Raw genomic sequence first — 19211 nt, 5'->3', positions numbered from 1 at the left:
CCCTCGGCGACCGCAAGCTCCAGCCCGGAATGCCGGTCGAGGTCTTCATCACCACCGAGGAACGCACCGCGCTCTCGTTCCTGACGAAACCCTTCGCAGACCACGCCAACAGGATCTTCAAGGAGAGGTGAGGCGACCGGGACACGTCTCCGCTCAAGCGCCGCGATCACTAGCCATGCGCGCGCATCGAGGCCGGAAACGTCATGCTGAAACGCGTGCCGGCGCCTTTGGTACTGACGACCGCAATCAGGCCGTGATGCATGGCCACGATGCTTTTCGTGATCGACAGTCCAAGGCCGAGCCGTCGCTCGGAGCTCGATCGGGAGCGGTCGCCGCGGAAGAAGCGATCGAAGACGTAGGGCAGGTCCTCAGCCTCGATGCCGTCGCCGCCATCGGCGACAGCGACGACCACGCTGTCGCCGTCGCGATGGGCTGTGATGTCGATGAACTGGCCAGGTGGCGTATGCGACAGGGCGTTGCTCAAGAGATTGCTCAAGGCTCGCCTGAGCAGCATGGCGTGGCCCACGATCACGAGCTCGGGATCGGTTCTGATCTGGAGCTCGATGCCCTTCTCCTGGGCCAGCGCCGAATAGAACTCGTGCACGTTTGCGATTTCTTCGGCGAGGCGCACGGGCTCCATCTGAAGCTGGACCTCGTCGCTGTCCGCCCTGGCCAGAAAGAGAAGATTGTCGACGATCTGCGCCATCGTCTGCATGTCGTCTCGCGTGTTCTCCAGAACGTCGCGATAGGAGGCCTCGTCGCGCGATTTCGAGAGCGCCACCTCGACATTCAGCAGCATGCGATTGATGGGGCTGCGCAGTTCATGGGCGACGTTGTCGGCATATTGCCGGAGACGCGAATAGGCGCCCTCGAGCCGGTCGAGCATATGGTTGAATTCCAGGCCGAGATGGGCCAACTCCGTCGGCAGGCCGGCCGTGACGAGGCGCTCATTCGCCGTCGCGCGCTCGATGCTCGCGGTTGCGTGGATCACGCGCCGCAGCGGCGAGAGCTGTCGCCGGATGATGAACCAGCCCACCAGGGCGCATAATGCGCCGGACAGCAGGATCACCGTAACGAGCACGTCCCTGAAGCGGTCGATCGCCATGTCATCGAGTGTCGTATCCATGGCGACCTGGACGACGGTGTCCTTTGGCCAGCCTTCCGCCTGCAGCGGCACAAGCGCGCTGTGCGCCCGAAACCTGAAGCCGTTTTCAGTAATGGTTTCATAATGGGGCGTTGCACTGGGGGCTGGCGTCTGGAAGCGCGTGGCCGGTAGCCGCTTGTCCATGTCCGGTGTCGTCAGCACCAGGTCCGGAAGATTCGTCAACACACGGATCAGAACCTGGCGGGGCCCATCGGCTGCCTCGCTCAGCTCGTGCGCGATCATGGCGGTGTCGGGCTTGGACGTCTGCAGGAGAGACCGTATTTCGATGAGGTGCTGCTCGAGAACCTGATCCTCCGTCCACTGCACGGTCGCGCGGACGGCATCGTACAGGACGAAGGCGGCCACCAGGACCAAAGTGAAGGCCGAGGCGCAGAACCAGGCCGTCAGGCGGCCTGCGATCGATGCCGGCACGCAGCGGCTCAGCAGGCTACTGGATGACATAGCCGCGCCCGCGGATGGTGTGGATCAGCTTGCGGGGAAAGGGGTCGTCGATCTTCTGTCGCAGGCGGCGGATGTTGACGTCCACGACATTGCTGTCGCAGTCGAACATCATGTCCCAGACCTTGTCGGCAATGAAGGTTCGAGACAGCACATCGCCGCGATGGCGCAGGAGCAGTTCGAGCAGCAGGATTTCCTTGGGCGAAACCGGGATCGGCGTGCCGCCGCGAGTGACCTTGTGGCGCTGGGGATCGACCTTCAGATCATCGAATTGCAGGATCTCGGCAGGAACGGAACTGGCCCGGCGCAAGACGGTCCGGACGCGTGCAAGGAGTTCCGCGAAGGCGAATGGCTTTGTCAGGTAATCGTCAGCGCCCAGAGTCAGACCCTTGACGCGCTTCTCGATCGCATCCTGCGCCGTCAGCATCAGGATCGGCATTCGCTGGTCGGCCTGCTTCAACACCTGCAGCACCTGCCAGCCATCCATGCCGGGCAGGTTCACGTCGAGGATGACGATATCGTAGCGTCCACCCGGGGCTTCCGTGACGGCGTCCAGGCCGTCATGCACCATGTCGGCGACAAAGCCTTCCTCGATGAAGGCCTTGCGCAGGATCGCCGCGGTGCGGACGTCATCTTCGACGATCAGGAGTTTCAACTGTGCGCAGCCCTCCTGTGCACTCCTGAAGGCTGGCGAAGACGCTGCCGCGGCCCATTGCGAAATGCTCCGCCACTGTAGCACAAAATGAACCGCGCGCTTTACGAACTTTGGGAGTGGTTAGTCTCGTCGTTCGCCTGCGAAAACCATGCGCTTGCCTCAGGGCCGCACTGCGCGGCTTGAAAGCGCAGTTCTGGGGCAGAATAAAGCCTCCTCTTCGGTCCTCGCGAAAATGACAGTTCTGTTAACTGGGCGTCATCGATGCGTCATTTCGCGTTCGCTAGCCTGCAATTCATAGCCAGGTGCCTGTGTCGCGTGCGTACTGAAGTCATTCTGATCAAGCCGCAGTTTGTATTCTAGCGGCGTTCGCCGGCAATCAGAACTTCAGCCACACTCTGACCAAAAGCATTTTCACGCTTGAGGAGGTATTCCTTGGAATTTTGGTATATATGGTAATCTTGCGAGATGAATTTATAAGTAAAATTCGCTATATTATGATATTAAAATGAAATTGCACATCAGTAATAGACAATATTGCTTCGGGGTAATAAATCTATGGGGGCATGGTCATGGCGGACCGATCGATCGCTATAGTCGATGATCACCCGATGTTGATGGAGGGGATCGCTGCGTTTCTGAAGCAACGGGGCGGTTTCGCGCTCGCCGCGACCGGGAATGCTGCGGACGATATCGTCTCTATCACCTGCACCCATCAGCCCGATGATATGATCGTCGATCTGGGCATGGCAGGGGATGTTTTCAAGGCGATTGCGGAGGCATCCAGGATCTCCCCCAAGACGAAGATCATCGTGTTCACGGCCTCGGCCAGCACGGATGATGCGATCGGGGCCCTTGATGCCGGGGCGAAGGGCTATGTCCTGAAAGGCGGCCCGGGAGACGACCTCATTCAGGCCCTTCAATGCGCGCAGCGGAACGATGTCTATGTCAGTCCCTCGTTCGCGACCAAGCTGATCTGCGCCTTGAAGGACAAGGCGCTCGAACGACAGAAGCCGGCCTGCAACAGGCTCAGCGTCCGCGAGGAGCAGATCGTCAGGCTCCTGCTTTGCGGGATGATGAACAGCGAGATCGCGCGCGAGCTTTCGCTCAGCAACAAGACCGTAAAGAGCCACATGACCACGCTGATGGCCAAGCTGAACGCCCATAATCGCCTGGAGGCGCTCATCGCCGCGCAGAAGCTGGTTGCTGCGTCGAGCATCCCGGCCAGCCGATTCCGCCTGTGAAGGACGTCGGGTCCGACCGGCTTTACCAAGGCTGACCGGGTTGGGGCGTCGCGGAAACCCATACCTACCCATCGGTGGCCGATGTGAAGCCTGATGCCCTGCTGCCGATCCGAGGCGGCAGCGCATGGCGCAGGGCGGAGCGACGATTTCGGATCGGAATTCTGGCGACGCGGTTCGACCTGATCCCCGATCTGCCAGGGGCGGGCAATCACAGGCTGGCGCCTGATKAGACGTCAGCTTGCGAACCGGAATCGAAGAGGCAGGATCGCCCGTTGCGGGCCTGGCTCGTCGCCTTCATCATGCGCTCCGACAACGGGAGCAGCACTGAACATGGTCGATCGAGCGCTCTACGATGATCCTCTGGTCAGCGTTGCCTATGGCAAACTGCGATCCCGACCAGGGCGTCCCAATGAGGTTATCGAGCAGCCCGCGCTCCTATCGCTGATGCCTCCGCTTCAAGGAAAGGATGTCGTTGACCTGGGTTGCGGTACCGGCGGCTTGGCACGATTGGCTCTCGAACAAGACGTGCGTTCGGTGAAGGCCTTCGACGCTTCGGAGCAGATGATCCGAGAGGCGATCAAGCTCGGTGGCGACGCTCGTGCGTATTATGAGATACGCCGGATCGAGGATGTCGAGCTTCCCGATCGCAGCGCTGATGTCGTCGTTAGCGGACTTGCTCTGCACTACATCCATGATTCGTGACACTGTCGAGACGTGTCAGAGGGTGGTTGAGAGAAGGAGGAAGCTTCATTCTCTCTGTTGAGCACCCGATTATGACGTGCGCCTCCCGGCAATGGGCCGAGGCGGCTGACGGCACCCGGCAGCATTGGCCGGTGGATTGCTATCTTGATGAGGGACCACGGCTTGTACGCTGGCTCGGTGCCGACACACCAAGGGAACATCGTACCGTCGCCAGCTACGTAAATGCCCTGATCGACGCTGGCTTGATCATCCACCGGCTCCTCAAACCCGGGCCCGATCCTGCTTCATTGCAGCAATGGCCGAAACTGGCTGACCATGCCCGGCGTCCATCGTTTCTGATCATTCGAGCTGATCATCCGGTGGCCTGACGCGGTCCGGCCTACCGCAAAAATACCCTCTGCTGGTGCGGCCGAACCCGGGTTCAGGCGGGCCTGCGAGGAGCCGGTCGCTCCAGGAAGCAATGGGTCTCGGAACGCCCTGTCTCCGCAAAGCCATGCCTGAGATAGAGCGAGCGAACCGGGTTCCAGTGGAGGTGTTCCAGGCGCACGGGCAGGGCAAGCGCGTCCGCGAGCGCAAGGCAATGACGCAGAATGGCCGTGCCCGAGCCCTGTCCGTGGAGGGCCGGCAGGAGATAGAATTCGCCGAACCGGACATGGTCCGGCATCACCATCAGGGATAGCGTCCCGATCGACTGGCCGGCGCGCGTGATCAGGAAGAACGGCTTGTCCTCGACGCGGCGCTGGTGAAGGCCCCGTTGGAATGCCTCGTCCCAGGGCCAGCGGCGACGGATATGAGGCCCCATCGCTTCGCGCTTGGCCTCGAAGGCGAAGTCGCTGGCCTCCTGGGTCCGGGGCAGGCGCGGAAAGGCGTAGTCAGGCGGAAGATCGGGCAGGTCCATGAGGCTGAAGCCTAGCGCTATTTCAGGGTTGTCTGGAGTGGGTGATCCTGCCTTTTGCCGGGCGTCAGGGAGATCCATACTGACGCGTTGGTGGCCGATGTGAAGCCCGACGCCGTGTTGCCGATCCGAGGCGGCAGCGCATGATGCAGGGGTGAGCGACGGTTTCAGATCGGAATTCTGCCGCGAAGCTTTGCCTGAGGACGCTGCTCATCTGATCCTGGCGTAACTGAAACAGTCCCGTGGCTCGTCGCTGATGTTCGGATGAACGGTCCAAAGTCGGAGAAGGGCTTCGCGCTTGAGCCCTGCCTTCTCCATCACCCGGGCCGAGCCAAGGTTGGCGGCGCGCTCCCGGAAGCCAGGGGTCGACGCCGCGTCTAACGCTCCGGCTTGCGTTCCGGCGATCGCCATTCGCGACCGATGGTCCGCCGCCGTGTCGCAGAATTCGCCCAGTATTCGACACCCCGTCAGCTGGTGCGGACCTATAACATGGTATGGTTCACCCTATCCTCAGACCCAATCGACCGCTTGGACAGCTCAACCTAGCGTCGTCGATACCGTGAATGGAACGGTGGTCAGTAGGAGACAGACATGAGCCTGGACATCGCCTCACGCCCCGCCAAGCCGGGGCCCGAAGAGTTGGTGCCGTCGCGCTACGCCGTACGGATCGGCGAGATTGACGTGCTGGCGGTCAGCGACGGGGTGCTGCCGCTTCCCACCAAGATGCTGGGACACAACGCCGAGCCGGCCGCGCGGGCAGCCTGGCTGAACGACATGTTCCTGCCGCCCGACGCTTTCGACTGGTCGCTGAACGTGGTCGTGGTCCGCAGTGGCAGCCAGACTATCCTCATCGACGCCGGGCTGGGCCTGGACCCGAACCTGAACCTGCCGCGGGCCGGGCAGCTGGTCAGGCGACTGGAGGCGGCCGGCATCGATCTCGCGTCGGTCACCGACGTGGTGCTGACCCATATGCACATGGACCATATCGGCGGGCTCCTCGTCTACGGGGTGAAGGACCGGCTGCGTCCGGACCTGCGGATCCATGTGGCGGCCGCCGAGGTGAAGTTTTGGGAGGCGCCCGACTTCACACACGTCAACATGCCGGCGGGTTTCCCGGATGCGCTTCGGTCGGCCGCCAAGCGGTTCGCGGAAGATTACCGTGAGCAGTTGCGGCCGTTCGATGAGAAGCACGAGGTGGCGCCAGGCGTAGTCGTCCATCGCACCGGCGGCCACACGCCCGGGCACAGCGTCGTCCGCCTGGCATCCGGCGCAGATCGCCTGACATTCGCCGGAGATGCCGTTTTCGCGGTCGGGTTCGACCACCCCGACTGGCACAACGGTTTCGAACACGACCCCGAGGAGGCGGCCCGCGTTCGTGTCCGCCTTTTGACGGAGCTCGCCGCGACCGGCGAGCAGCTGGTGGCCACTCACCTGCCGTTCCCCTCTGTCGGCCGCGTGGCGGTCGAGGGGGATGCCTTCCGCTTCGTCCCGGTCTTCTGGGACTACTGACCACCTTTTGGGGTGGGGCCGAACCAGGGTGTGCAGCCTTCAAGCCCATGCCCGGTTTGGCCGACGAGCCCGGCCTCGATGAGGCCGTTCGCACTCAGGGTCTATCGAACGGCGTGCCGCATGGACGGCCGCGAAAGGAGACATCTCATGAAAATCATCATTATCGGTGGCACCGGACTGATCGGATCGAARACCGCGGAGCGCCTGCGCAAGCAGGGGCATGAGGTCATTGYGGCTGCCCCCAATACCGGCGTCAATACGATCACCGGGGAAGGTCTGGCAGAGGCCCTCAAGGCGGCCGAGGTCGTGATCGACCTCGCGAACTCACCGTCCTTCGAGGACAAGGCCGTGCTCGAATTCTTCCAGGTTTCGGGCCGGAACCTGATGGCTGCGGCAAGGCAAGCCGGCGTGAAGCACCATGTCGCGCTTTCCATCGTCGGCGCCGACCGGCTGCCCGATAGCGGCTATCTCCGCGCCAAGGTCGCGCAGGAAAAGATCGTCAGGGAATCCGGCATTCCCTACACGATCCTGCGGTCCACGCAGTTCCTGGAATTCCTCGGCGGCATCGCCCAGGCCGGCACGGTCGGCGACACGACCCGTCTGTCGACGGGCAATCTGCAGCCGATCGCGTCCGACGATGTCGCCGATTTCGTGGCGGAGGCCGCTCTGGCCGCCCCAGCCAATGGCATCATCGAAATCGCCGGCCCGGAGCGCGCGCGGCTTTGCGATTTCGTCGCGCGCTACCTCAAGGCGATCGGAGACAGCCGCGCCGTCGTTGCAGATCCGGAAGCCCAGTATTTCGGGACCAGATTGGAGGACGGCTCACTCGTCTCCGACGATAAGCCCCGCTTCGGCCGCATCGAGTTCGATCGCTGGTTCGCTGCAGCGCCGCGAAAGTAACCACCTGCGCATGGGCCTCATCTGAGACGGCCCGGTGCCTGAACCATGAAAGGACTCTGGATATGATCAAGCTGTTAGGGTCTGCGGTCGTGTTGACGGCCCTCCTGTCGGGGCCGGCCCTTGCGCATGACACGCCCGGTGGCGGAAAGGGCGCAAAGGTCACGTTGGTCTATGACCACGTCCTGCCGAACGTGCCCGGCAAGAGCATGAGGGGCGTTCTCGTGGAATACGCTCCGGGCGGCTTTTCGGAGGGCCACACCCATCCGACCTCCGCCTTCATCTACGCGACCGTCCTCGAAGGGGTGATCCGCAGTCAGGTCAATGATGGCCCCGTCAAAGACTATCGGGCCGGCGAAAGCTTTTCGGAGCTGCCGGGAGACCGCCACGGCGTCAGCGAGAATGCCAGCAAGACGCAACCCGCAAAGCTCCTCGCGGTCTTCGTGGTCGATACCGCCCAGCAGGAGCTGACATTCCCGCTCAAGAAATAGAGGGACAGGCCAGGTGGACGATCCGGTTTCCCGATCCGGTTGCACGATCCGGGCGCCCGATCCGGTGCCTGGCCGTCCTTCGACATGACCAACCGCTATCGGTGAATCCCCCATGTTCGGTGATGACCACTTCCTGTCGCTTGTCCTGATCAACGTGCTCGGTGCTGCCGGCATCGTCGTGTGGCACGTTCAGGGCTGCAACCGACCGACCGGTCGCCTGATCGTCCAGATCCTGTTCTTCACCGGCATGAGCCTGATGCTCGGCATTGGAGGCATCGCTCCACATCAGCCCGATCGCATCTACACCGAGGGTTTTGCCGCGTTGCTCGCCAAATCGGCGCTGATCCTCTGGTGGACCCATCTCGCTTGGACGATCATCGGCTTCATCCACATCTATGTCAGGCTCAATCGCAAGCCGCGGGAAGCCCACCTCATCTTGGACATGGCCATTGCCGTCATCTATCTCGGCGTGGCGCTGTCGGTCATGGGTTTCGTCTTCGGCATGCCGATCGCCACCCTGGCGACAACCTCGGGTGTCGTCGCCGTCATCCTGGGCCTGGCGTTGCAGAACACGCTCGGGGATGTCTTTTCCGGCATCGCCCTGACGCTCGGCAAGGCCTATGCGATCGGCGACTGGGTCCAGTTGAGYGACGGCACTGCGGGCCGTGTCACCGAAACCAACTGGCGCTCCACCAACCTGCTGACCGGGGTGAACAATGTCGTCGTGCTGCCGAACAGCGTGCTCGCCAAACAGAGCCTGACCAGCTTGAGCCGCCCTGACGAGTCGCATCTCATCACCTTGAGCCTGCGCTTTGCCGCGGGGCAAAGGCCACGCGTCGTCGAGGACGTCATGCGCTCCGTGCTCGAAACCAGCACCCGGATCGTCAAGGACCCGGCGCCGGCCGTTGTCCTGAAGGCCATCGATGCGGCTGCAATCGAGGTGGAGTTGCAGTTCCGTGTCGCGAGCCTCGCCATGGGGATATCCGCCAGGAACGAGATCATAGACCTGATCCATGACCAATGCGGTGCAAGCGGTCTTTCGCTGGCCATGCCCGCCTAGGCCACAACGGGCCCAGGCGGAAAGCGGCGGCGGGTATCCTGCGCCGGGTGCTGGCGCGCGCTCATCCCCGCCCGGTCCCGGACCCCTGCCTGGACCGGCACGCCCCGGTGGCGTTGCAACGGCAGGAGAGGCGGCTACCCGCTGCGACCGGCCGCTTGCACGGCGACGTGCAAGTCATGGATTTCCATAAGTGCGGCGCAGCCGTCCCAGCGTTAGGTTTCGCTGAGTTTGCCAGCCGTGTCTTCGAGGACTGGTGCTAGTGAAGCTGTGACGGTTTCCAGGCATTCCGTCTCCGGAGGGAGCAGCCGACCATGATCGCAGCGCTTCATCGAACGCCGTCGGCCCTGATCGTCGGGACGCTGGCTCTGGGTCTGTTAGCATGCTGGCTGACCGGCACTCCTTTCGGCCTCCTGGCTCCGCTCGGTGCAGTCTTTCTCCATGCGCGCGGCTATCTGCTTGTGGCGCTCTGGGCCGCGCTGCTCACCGCCTTAGCCGGTGCGACCGTCGCCGCCCTGCTATACCCGGGCGCCATACGGGAGGCCGCGCTGTCGCTCGGGGCATTCCTCCTGGTTGCCGCTTGCATCGCCGCCCTCGTCTTCCCCGAGCCCACCAGCCGCAGCGCTCGGATCGGGACAGCACCGCGGCAGGTGCCTGGCCGTCCGGACGGGATCGGAACCGCTCCGGGCGAGGCGATCGAGAGCGCCGTCCACCCGGAGGACAGGGCTGCGATCGCACAGGCGGCGGCCTACGCATTCTGGACCGGCGTGCCCCAGGTGACGAGCTATCGGCTGCGCCAGCTGGACGGCAGCTATCGCTGGACTGAGCTCCGTGCCGAGCCGGGCTATGGCGTCAGCGTGAATGTCGACGCCATGGTCTCCAGGCCGGGCGACCGCTGGACCATCGCGCAATCCCTCGGCGAGACCGTGGACGCGGTCAGCGCAGCCAAGGTGATCGAGAGCCTGCACGGCAAGGCCTGGGCTTTCGACGCGATGGGCAAGTTCACCTATGTGACCCCCGCCGCCCAGATCGCCATCGACATGGCCCTGGAGGATCTCAACCGCCGCCTCGGCGAGCGCGAATTCATCGATGGCGGCGAGGCCGGCTGGATGCGCGGTGTCCATCCCGAGGATGTCGACAGGGCCGCCTCGACCCTGCGCCATTGTCTGAAGACGGGAGAGCCGTGGAACATCGAGTACCGGATGCTGCGCGCGACCGGACATTATGTCTGGCACCGCATCTCGGCGCGGCCGACGCGGGATGGCGAGGGGCGCATCACGGGCTGGTTCGGCACCTCGATCGACATCGACGTCTACAAGAAGACCGAGGCCGCCCTGCGCGAGAGGGAGCAGCATCTCGCGCAGTTGATCGACACGGTCCCGGCCATGATCTGGAGCATGACGGCGGAAGGCCGGCCCGCCTATCTCAACAAGCGGATGATGGAGGTGACTGGCGCCACGCTCGAGACGGTCACGGCGCCGGATGGGGCCCTCTCGTTGAGGAAGATGATCCACCCCAATTTTCTGGAACTGGCAGAACAGACCTTCATCAAATCCGTCACGACGGCGACGCCCTACAATATCAAATACCTTCAGCATCGAGCCGACGGCAGCTATCGATGGACTGAAACGCGTGCGGAAGCCCTGCGTGACGACGCAGGCAAGATCGTCCGCTGGTACGGCGTATCCGTCGATATCCATGACCTGATCACCACGCAGACGGAGCTGCACCTCCGGAAGCAGGAACTGACGCGGCTGGTCGATCTGGTGCCGAGCTTCCTCTGGCGGTTGACGCCCGCCGGGGAGCCGAATTTCTTCAACCGCCGCTTCCTCGATTTCCTGGGTCTTGACGAAGGCGGTCTTGAACAGCCCCAGACGGAGCCTTACGCGGCAGCCCTGAAGGCCGCCATCCATCCCGACGACGCCGAGCGTCTATGGGCCGAACTGAAGCAATGCCTGCTCTGCGGCCAACCTTTCTCGATGCGCTACCGCCTGCGCCGCCATGACGGCGTCTATCGCTGGATGGACGGACGCGCGGAGCCGCTGTGCGATGAAGGCGGCAGCATCATCCAGTGGCACGGCCTGTCCCACGACATCGACGATCAGCTTCGGGTGGAGGAGGCGCTCAGGGAGAGCGAACGTTCGCTGCGTCAGTTGGTCGAGACGCTGCCGGCCCTCATCTACTGCGCCGCACCGAACGGCGAGCCGATCTATCGAAGCGAGAAGCTGCGCGAGTTTCTCGGCTTCGGGCTCGGGGACAAGGATGAGGAGGGCAAGACACGACTGGCCGGTACCCTGGAGACGATCATCCATCCCGACGACCTCCCCGACGTCAAAGAGAAATATGGGTTCTCGCTGGCGACGGGCTCCTCCTATGCGATGAAACACCGCCTCCGCCGGGCTGATGGCGCGTATCGCTGGGTCGAGACGCGAACCGCGGCGATGCGAAATGTCGAGGGGGAGATCGTCCAGTGGAACGGCATCTGCTTCGAGATCGAAGATCAGGTGCGCGCACAGGAAGCGCTGACATTCACGCAGGAACGCCTGGCGCGCGCAGCCCAGGCCGCAAGCCTTGCGGAGCTCTCCGCCTCGATTGCCCATGAGGTCAACCAGCCGCTCGCCGCCGTGGTCGCCAATTCCCATGCCTGCCAGCGCTGGCTCACCTCGGACCCGCCCAATCTGGAGCGGGCGCAGAAGACCGTCGAGCGCATCATCCGCGATGCGAATTCCGCGTCCGACGTCGTCGGTCGGGTCCGCGCCCTGTTCAGGCAGACGGGCGAGGCGCGAAACCCCTGCCAGCTCGGCACCATTCTCGAAGAGGCCCGGGGTTTKATGACGGAAGAGGCGGCCCGGCGCCGCATCCGCATCGAGATCGACGTCGAGGCCGGGCTTCCGCCGCTGGACCTGGACCGGGTCCAGATCCAGCAGGTTCTCGTCAACCTGATCCGCAACGGCCTGGAGGCGATGGAGCCAGCGCAGCGCGGGGTGCTTCGCATCCGCTGCCTGCGCGCCGACGATCTCATCCGCACCGAAGTCCGGGACACGGGCGAGGGCATCGGAGCGCCTGAAAAGGTGTTCGAGCCGTTCTTCTCAACGAAACCCAATGGAATGGGCATGGGCTTGGCCATCTCTAGAACAATCATCGAAACCCATGGCGGACGTCTCTGGGCCGAGAACAATCAGCCCGGCGGGGCGACGTTCATCTTCACGCTGCCCGTTGAAACGAAGGCGGATCATGACCGCTGACGATATAATCGTGTTCATCGTCGACGACGACGCCGCTCTCCGGGAGGCGCTGGGCGAGCTGCTGGCGGCAAACGGCGTCCCGTCCATCCCGTTCGAGACGGCTGGCGACTATATCGGTGCGGACAAGCCTGATCTCCCGGCCTGCCTGATCCTCGACGTCGAGCTTCCCGATATCAACGGGCTCGCGCTGCAAAGGCAGATCGCACAGGGAAATCATCCGCCGATCGTGTTCATCACGGGGCATGGCGACATTCCGTCCTCGGTCGCCGCCATCAAGCATGGCGCCGTCGATTTCCTGACCAAGCCCTTCAGCGATGTGGCGCTCATGAGCGCGATCCGCGCGGCGATCGCGCAGGATCTGGAAACCAGGGCGAAGCGCGGCGAACTCGCACTGCTGAGGCAGCGCTATCGCGAGCTCTCCCCTCGGGAGCGCGAAGTCCTGCCTCTCGTGGTGAGCGGGCTCCTCAACAAGCAGGCGGCGGCCGCGCTCGGCATCAGCGAAGTCACCCTTCAGATCCACAGAAGGAACGTCATGCAGAAAATGTCGGCGTCATCGCTCGCCGACCTGGTGCGAATTGCGGAGCGGTTGGAAATCCCGATCCAGCATTCGCGCCGGATGGGAGGAGCCTGAGCGTGAGCAAGCAGAGACATGTCGTGGCCGTGGTCGATGACGATCCGAGATTGCTCGAGTCGCTCGAGGACCTGCTCGAGTCGGCCGGCTATGCGGTTCGCAGCTTCCCCTCCGCGGCAGGGCTGATCGGGGCGGGCCTCTCCGGGTTGGATCTCCTCATCACGGATATCGGAATGCCGGGGATGGACGGCTTCGAGCTGCGTGACCTCGTAAACCGGGAACGCCCGAACCTGCCGGTCTTTCTCATCACCGGGCGCCACGAGATTGCCGGGCAGATCAGGGCGCGCGCCGTGGAGAGCTTCTTCTGCAAGCCCTTCGACGGCCAGGCCCTGCTCACGGCGATCGCCAGAGCCTTGCGTCAATAGAGAGGTGGAAGGTGGACATGATCGTTGACCGCTCGCTTGCCCGAAATTCCGTGCCGCGCTCGGCCCAGCGCCAGGCCGAGGCGGAGCAGCCCCTCGTCATCATCGTCGATGACGACGCTTCGGTGCGAGAAGCGTTGTCCGAGCTGATGCTGTCGGCCGGCTTCCAGGCGGTGTCGTTTGGATCGACACAGGCCTTGCTGGAGACCGGCGCACTCGACAAGCCGGGGTGCCTGATCCTCGACGTGCGCATGCCCGGCTCCAGCGGGCTCGACCTCCAGCGCCAGCTGACAGCGAATGGACATCCCAAGCCGATCATCTTCCTGACCGCGCATGGCGACATCCCCATGACCGTTCAGGCCATGAAGGCCGGCGCGGTCGACTTCCTGAAGAAGCCGGTCCGCGACCAGACGCTACTGGACGCCGTCAGCGCCGCGATTGCGCTGGATGCGGCGCGACGGGCGGAAGCGGCGAGGGTCAAGGGCCATGCCGAGCGCCTGCAGACCCTGACGCCGCGGGAGCGCGAGATCATTCAGGAGGTCGCGCGCGGCCGTCTCAACAAGCAGATCGCCTTCGACCTCGGCATCAGCGAGGTAACGGTCAAGCTGCACAGGGGCAACCTGATGCGGAAGATGGAGGTCGCCTCCATCGGCGAACTGATCCGGGCCTGGGAGGCCTTGCCCGTCGGACTGCGCGAGGCGCAGGCGGCCTAGGTGACGCGGAGTTGGAGCGCCGCTCCCGGGGGAAAGGCGGGGATGCTCCAGCCTTGACGAAGGCGAGGGCGCGGCAATCCCGCCGCCGCGCCGCGATCATCGGGATTTTCGGCGCGGGGGAGGGCGTAGGGCCTCTGCGGCGATCAGGTCAGCGAGATGCCGCCATCGACGGCGAGGTTGACGCCCGTGACGAATGCGCCCTCGGCGGAGCAGAGAAAGAGGGCTGCCTGCGCGAGTTCTTCGGCCTTGCCCATCCGGCCGAATGGGATCATCCGTGCGGCCTGCGCTTCGACCTGCGGCTGCGCTTGGGGAGCGACGCCGAGCTTTGCGAGGATCGGTGTGTCGGTCGGGCCGGGGCTGAGCACATTCACGCGGATGCGCCGATCCTTGAACTCCAGCGCCCAGTTGCGGGCGAACGCCTCGATCGCGGCCTTGCTGCCAGCGTAAACCGCGTGGCCCTCCAGCACCTTGCGGCTCGCGACCGAGCTCGTCAGCAGGATCGCGCCGCCATCACGCAGCAAGGGGGCCATCGTCTGCACACCGAAGAAGGTGCCGCGCGCGTTGGTGAAGAATTGCGCGTCATAGTCAGCCATCGTCACGGCGGAACTGGGCTGAATGCGGATGCCGCCCGCATTCGCCACATAGATATCGGCCTTTCCGAACCGCTCCGCGACCAGCGCGGCGACACGCTCATGCGTGACGACATCGGCAACGTCACCGGCAAGGCCGATGACCTGACGCCCCAGTGCCGTGACCGCTTCGTTGACTGCGGTTTCGCGCCGTCCGACGATCACGACCTTCGCGCCTTCGGCTGCGAAGAGACGCGCTGTCGCGAAGCCGATGCCGCTATTGCCGCCGGTGATCACGGCGATCTTGCTCGACAGTTTTCCCATGTGGACCTCCATTTGGATGATCCGAAGCTGGGCCGGTCTGCGCTGAAATCAAATCATGCGAAAGGTATTATATCCTATACCTCTGTATAGAGTGGATCGACCTGGGGCGTATTGATCGAAAACGACAATAACTTCAGGATCGAATTGCCTCGAAAACCGCTTGTTGCGTGAGTGTTTCTGCGGTTTCGGGGTCGACGGTTCGGGGCGTCTGCGATGAATTCGTCTTCCTGAAGTCTTCAGGTCGTCGCTGAATATTTTAGCCTTGGAGGCGTCGATGCCGAACAAAGCCTTTTCCTGCCCGCCCGACCTCACTCGGCGGGATCTCCTGCGCGGCACGGCCGGCATGGCGGCGGCCGGAGCGCTTCCGTTCCCTGCTTTCGCACAACCCGCCATCGCGCCCCCTCACAACAGCAGAAGGAGCCAACGCATGAACTACGTGACGACCAAGGATGGCGTCGAGATCTTCTACAAGGACTGGGGCCCGAAATCGGCCCAGCCGCTTGTCTTTCACCATGGCTGGCCGCTCAGTTCGGACGACTGGGACGCCCAGATGCTCTTCTTCCTGGCGCAGGGCTTCCGGGTCGTCGCTCACGACCGGCGTGGACATGGCCGCTCCAGCCAGGTCAGCGAGGGCCATGACATGGACCATTACGCCGCCGACGCCGCGGCCGTCATCGAGCATCTCGACCTGCGCAACGCCGTTCATATCGGCCACTCCACGGGTGGGGGCGAGGCGACGCGCTATGTCGCGCGCCATGGCCGGAGCCGCACCGCAAAGCTCGTCCTCATCGGCGCGGTCCCGCCGATCATGGTCAAGACGGACCGCAATCCCGGCGGCCTGCCGCTCGAGGTCTTCGACGGCTTTCGGCGGAGCCTCGCCGCCAATCGCAGCGCGTTCTACACCGATCTCGCGGCGGGTCCGTTCTACGGCTYCAATCGGGCCGGGGTCGAGGCGGATCCCAGCCTCGTCCAGAACTGGTGGCGCCAGGGCATGATGGGCGCTGCCAAGGCGCAGCATGACGGCATCAAGGCCTTTTCCGAAACCGATTTCACCGAGGACCTCAAGGTGATCGAGGCGCCGGCTCTTGTCATGCATGGCGATGACGATCAGGTCGTCCCGATCGGCGCCAGCGCACCGCTTTCGGCCAAGCTGCTGAAGCGGGCGACGTTGAATATCTACAACAAGTTGCCGCACGGCATGGCGACCACCCACGCCGATATTGTCAACAAGGACATCCTCGCATTCATCCGAGGTTGACGATCGAGGACGAGGCGGCGAACGAAACCGCCTCGTCCTCATTGCAGTCCCCGGGCGTCAGGCGTGGCTCTCCGAAGCCGGGCGCGACCTCGCTCGGAGGTCAGGCAGAGGAACGTGCCGGTGTGACCGCGGCCCCGCCGGCTGGCTCCTGGGACCGGGCCGGCGTCTCTGTTGCGGGAGCCTCTGCGTCGCCGTCCTCCTGCTGGTCGCCCGGCCGCCTGGTCCTGAGCAGCCTGAGCACGAACACRAAGAAGACCGGTACGAAGAATATCGCGAGCACGGTCGCCGAGATCATGCCGCCCAGCACGCCGGTGCCGAGCGCGTTCTGGCTGGCGGCGCTCGGGCCGGTCGCGATCGCCAGCGGCACGACACCGAGGGCGAAGGCAAGCGAGGTCATGATGATCGGCCTGAAGCGCACTTTCGCCGCATCCGCCGCCGAATCCAGCAGCGACCGGCCCTCGGCATAGTAGTCCTTGGCGAACTCGACGATCAGGATCGCGTTCTTGGCGGAGAGGCCGATGATCGCGATCAGCCCGACCTTGAAGTAGATGTCGTTGGGCATCCCCCTCAGCATGACGGCGAGCACGCAACCAATGATGCCCAGCGGCACGACCAGCATCACCGAGAGCGGGATCGACCAGCTTTCGTAGAGACCGGCGAGCAGCAGGAACACGAAGAGGATGCTGAGCGCAAACAGCATGGGCGCTTGCGAGCCGGACTTGATCTCCTCCAGCGATTGCCCGGTCCATTCGAACCCGAACCCGCCCGGCACTTCGGCAACGAGCCGCTCCATCTCGGCGATGGCCGCGCCCGAGGACTGGCCGGGAGCCGGCTCGCCGGTGATCCGGACGGTGGGATAGCCATTATAGCCCACGATCTGCGGAGCGCCCTTCTGCCACTGCGCGATCGCGAAGGACGACAGCGGAACCATCCCGCCTTGCGCGTTGCGAACGTTGAGCTTGAGCAGGTCCTCAGCCTGGAGACGGTCGCGGTCGCGCCCCTGGACGATCACCCGCTGCATGCGTCCGGCGTTGGGGTGGTCATTGACATAGGACGAGCCGAGATTGGCGGTGATCGTGGTGTTGATGTCGGTGAAGGTGACGCCGAACGTGTTGGCCTTCTCGCGGTCGATGACGAGCAGAAGCTGCGCGGCGTCCGGCATGCCCTCGATCCGCAGGCCCGTGACCACGTTGCTCTTGGCGGCGCGGGCCAGCAGGTCAGCGGCCGCTGTGGCGAGCGCCCGCTGGCCGGCGCCGGCGCGGTCCTGGAGGCGGAAGGCAAAGCCGTTCGTCGTGCCAAAACCCTCGATCGGCGGCGGCGACAGGGCAAAGGTCGTCGCGTCCTTCAGGCCAAACAGCTGGGCATTGGCGCGGTCCGCCACGGCCTGGGCCGTGCTGTCGGCGCCACGCTCGCTCCAGTCCTGCGCGAGATAGACCACCATGACCCGACCGGCCCRCTTCGCCAGGCTAACGACGCTGCGGGAATATCCCGCGGTCACCCGGTCGAAGCAGCGGTCGAACCAGCCGCCGAGCCCCTTCTTCTCGTGATGTCCCTTGGCGATCGGCTTCAGGAACGTCGCGCACAAAGCCGGCGTCAGCGACAAGGCGAGGAAGGCCGAGAACAGGATCGAGACGACCATGGTCAGGCTGAACTGGCGGTAGATGATGCCGGTCGATCCGGGGAAGAAGGCCATCGGGATGAAGACGCTGGCGAGCACGAGCGTGATGCCGAGGATCGCGCCGGTGATCTGGCCCATGGCCTTCTGCGTCGCCGCGCGCGGGGACAGGCCTTCCTCGGCCATGATKCGCTCGACATTCTCGACGACGACGATGGCGTCGTCGACGAGGATACCGATGGCGAGCACCATCGCAAACATCGTCAGCACGTTGATCGAGAACCCGGTCGCGAACATGACCGCGCAGGTGCCCAGCAGCGCGACCGGCACGACCAGTGTCGGGATCACGGTGTAGCGGATGTTCTGAAGGAAGATCAGCATCACGATGAAGACGAGCCCGACTGCTTCCAGCAGCGTGAAGAGCACCTTCTTGATCGAGGCCGAGACGAAGGGACTGGTATCGTAGGGAATCGACTGCTCGACGCCCTTGGGGAAGAACCGCGAAAGCTCGGCGAGCTTGTCGCGGATCGCCTGCGAGGTCGCGACCGCGTTGCCGGTGGACGAGAGCTGGATGCCGACCGCCGCGCTCGGCTTGCCGTTGAGACGGCTGCTGAAATTGTAGTTCTCCGCGCCGAGCTCGATGCGCGCGACGTCGCGCAGCCGAACGGTGCTGCCGTCGGCATTGGCGCGCAGTACGATCTCGCCGAACTCGGCCGTGTTTGCGAGCTGACCCTTGACGAGCACCGTCGCGGTCAGGTCCTGACCGACCGGGTTCGGCGCGGCGCCGATCTGGCCGGCCGCCACCTGGGCGTTCTGCGCGCTGATCGCGGCCGTGATGTCGTCGGCGGTCAGCTTCAGGCCGACCATCTTCACCGGGTCGATCCAGACGCGCATGGCGCGCTGGGCTGCGAAGAGCTGCGCCCGGCCGACACCCTCGATGCGCCGAAGCTCGCCGAGCACATTGCGGTTGAGGTAGTCGCCGAGCGCGACCTCGTCCATTTGTCCGTCCAGCGAGGTCAGCGAGACGATCATCAGGAAGCCCGCGGATGCCTCCTCGACGGAAACGCCCTGCGTGGTGACCGCCCGCGGAAGCCGGGACTCGACCCGCTTGATCGCGTTCTGGACCTTGACCGAAGCCTGATCGATATCGGTGCCGGGCTGGAAGGTCGCGTTGATCGAGACCGAACCGGAGGTATCCGAGGTCGACTCGAAATAGATCAGACCGGCGACGCCGTTCAGCTCCTCCTCGATCAGGCGGGTCACGCCCTGGTAGATCTCCTGGGGCGAGGCGCCGGGATAGGCGGTCGAGATCGTCAGCTGCGGCGGCGCGACCTTGGGGTACTGCGCGATCGGCAGGAAGGGCAGGGCCAGCGCGCCGGCGATGCAGATGAACAGCGCGAAGACCCAGGCGAGGATCGGCCGCCGAATGAAGAACTGTGCCATG

Annotated in this window: 17 protein-coding genes; 12 read left to right on the top strand and 5 right to left on the bottom strand. The window is 64.2% G+C overall.

Annotated features, from left to right (window positions below; translation table 11 throughout):
- Positions 1–169 precede the first annotated feature (169 nt).
- On the bottom strand, positions 170–1576 hold the full coding sequence (locus AC1DRP_RS23525) for a heavy metal sensor histidine kinase (RefSeq protein WP_441506935.1): 1407 nt from the start codon (positions 1574–1576) through the stop codon (positions 170–172).
- Between the two features lie 16 nt (positions 1577–1592).
- The gene (locus AC1DRP_RS23520; protein ID WP_441492874.1) at positions 1593–2258 is read right to left on the bottom strand and encodes a heavy metal response regulator transcription factor; all 666 of its coding nucleotides are present in this window, start codon (positions 2256–2258) and stop codon (positions 1593–1595) included.
- Between the two features lie 569 nt (positions 2259–2827).
- On the opposite strand from AC1DRP_RS23520, the gene AC1DRP_RS23515 reads away from it, so the two are divergent.
- The 3 genes from AC1DRP_RS23515 to AC1DRP_RS23505 all read left to right on the top strand — a co-directional run bounded on the left by AC1DRP_RS23515 (position 2828) and on the right by AC1DRP_RS23505 (position 4569).
- Positions 2828–3499: a LuxR C-terminal-related transcriptional regulator gene (locus AC1DRP_RS23515; RefSeq protein ID WP_476769717.1), complete on the top strand. Its 672-nt coding sequence runs from the start codon at positions 2828–2830 to the stop codon at positions 3497–3499.
- Between the two features lie 330 nt (positions 3500–3829).
- Positions 3830–4201 (top strand): class I SAM-dependent methyltransferase, encoded by a 372-nt coding sequence (locus tag AC1DRP_RS23510; protein WP_476769716.1) that lies wholly within the window; start codon positions 3830–3832, stop codon positions 4199–4201.
- 71 nt (positions 4202–4272) lie between these two features.
- On the top strand, positions 4273–4569 hold the full coding sequence (locus tag AC1DRP_RS23505) for a hypothetical protein (RefSeq protein ID WP_476769715.1): 297 nt from the start codon (positions 4273–4275) through the stop codon (positions 4567–4569).
- Between the two features lie 53 nt (positions 4570–4622).
- Here AC1DRP_RS23505 and AC1DRP_RS23500 read toward each other — a convergent pair whose 3' ends face one another.
- Positions 4623–5099 (bottom strand): GNAT family N-acetyltransferase, encoded by a 477-nt coding sequence (locus tag AC1DRP_RS23500; protein WP_441506932.1) that lies wholly within the window; start codon positions 5097–5099, stop codon positions 4623–4625.
- 588 nt (positions 5100–5687) lie between these two features.
- On the opposite strand from AC1DRP_RS23500, the gene AC1DRP_RS23495 reads away from it, so the two are divergent.
- The 8 genes from AC1DRP_RS23495 (at position 5688) to AC1DRP_RS23460 (ending at position 14001) form a co-directional block, all read left to right on the top strand.
- Entirely contained in the window at positions 5688–6605 is a 918-nt protein-coding gene (locus AC1DRP_RS23495) for an MBL fold metallo-hydrolase (protein ID WP_476769714.1), read from the top strand.
- A gap of 147 nt (positions 6606–6752) precedes the next feature.
- Positions 6753–7505, top strand: coding sequence for an SDR family oxidoreductase (locus AC1DRP_RS23490; RefSeq protein ID WP_476769713.1), 753 nt, complete (start codon positions 6753–6755; stop codon positions 7503–7505).
- Positions 7506–7567: 62 nt separating this feature from the next.
- Complete coding sequence (locus tag AC1DRP_RS23485; RefSeq protein WP_441506929.1) at positions 7568–7993, top strand: cupin domain-containing protein; 426 nt, start codon at positions 7568–7570, stop codon at positions 7991–7993.
- 112 nt (positions 7994–8105) lie between these two features.
- Positions 8106–9053 (top strand): mechanosensitive ion channel family protein, encoded by a 948-nt coding sequence (locus tag AC1DRP_RS23480; protein WP_441492881.1) that lies wholly within the window; start codon positions 8106–8108, stop codon positions 9051–9053.
- 311 nt (positions 9054–9364) lie between these two features.
- A complete protein-coding gene (locus tag AC1DRP_RS23475) occupies positions 9365–12295 on the top strand; it encodes a PAS domain-containing protein (protein ID WP_476769712.1) in 2931 nt (976 codons plus the stop codon).
- Positions 12285–12926 (top strand): response regulator transcription factor, encoded by a 642-nt coding sequence (locus AC1DRP_RS23470; protein ID WP_441506927.1) that lies wholly within the window; start codon positions 12285–12287, stop codon positions 12924–12926. Before AC1DRP_RS23475 ends, AC1DRP_RS23470 begins: the two co-directional genes overlap by 11 nt.
- A gap of 2 nt (positions 12927–12928) precedes the next feature.
- A complete protein-coding gene (locus tag AC1DRP_RS23465) occupies positions 12929–13291 on the top strand; it encodes a response regulator (RefSeq protein ID WP_069881415.1) in 363 nt (120 codons plus the stop codon).
- 17 nt (positions 13292–13308) lie between these two features.
- Positions 13309–14001, top strand: a complete 693-nt coding sequence (locus AC1DRP_RS23460; RefSeq protein WP_476769711.1) for a response regulator transcription factor — start codon at positions 13309–13311, stop codon at positions 13999–14001.
- Positions 14002–14144: 143 nt separating this feature from the next.
- Here the strand turns inward: AC1DRP_RS23460 and AC1DRP_RS23455 are convergent, their stop codons facing one another.
- Positions 14145–14894 (bottom strand): SDR family NAD(P)-dependent oxidoreductase, encoded by a 750-nt coding sequence (locus tag AC1DRP_RS23455; RefSeq protein ID WP_476769710.1) that lies wholly within the window; start codon positions 14892–14894, stop codon positions 14145–14147.
- Positions 14895–15321: 427 nt separating this feature from the next.
- On the opposite strand from AC1DRP_RS23455, the gene AC1DRP_RS23450 reads away from it, so the two are divergent.
- Positions 15322–16152 (top strand): alpha/beta fold hydrolase, encoded by an 831-nt coding sequence (locus tag AC1DRP_RS23450; protein WP_476769709.1) that lies wholly within the window; start codon positions 15322–15324, stop codon positions 16150–16152.
- 100 nt (positions 16153–16252) lie between these two features.
- Here AC1DRP_RS23450 and AC1DRP_RS23445 read toward each other — a convergent pair whose 3' ends face one another.
- On the bottom strand, positions 16253–19210 hold the full coding sequence (locus AC1DRP_RS23445) for an efflux RND transporter permease subunit (protein ID WP_476769708.1): 2958 nt from the start codon (positions 19208–19210) through the stop codon (positions 16253–16255).
- Between the last annotated feature and the right edge of the window lies 1 nt (position 19211).

The sequence above is a fragment of the Allobosea sp. 01N443 genome (assembly GCF_056399325.1).
The sequence above is the reverse complement of the archived record's forward strand: the minus strand, read 5'-3'. Positions and strand labels throughout refer to the sequence as shown.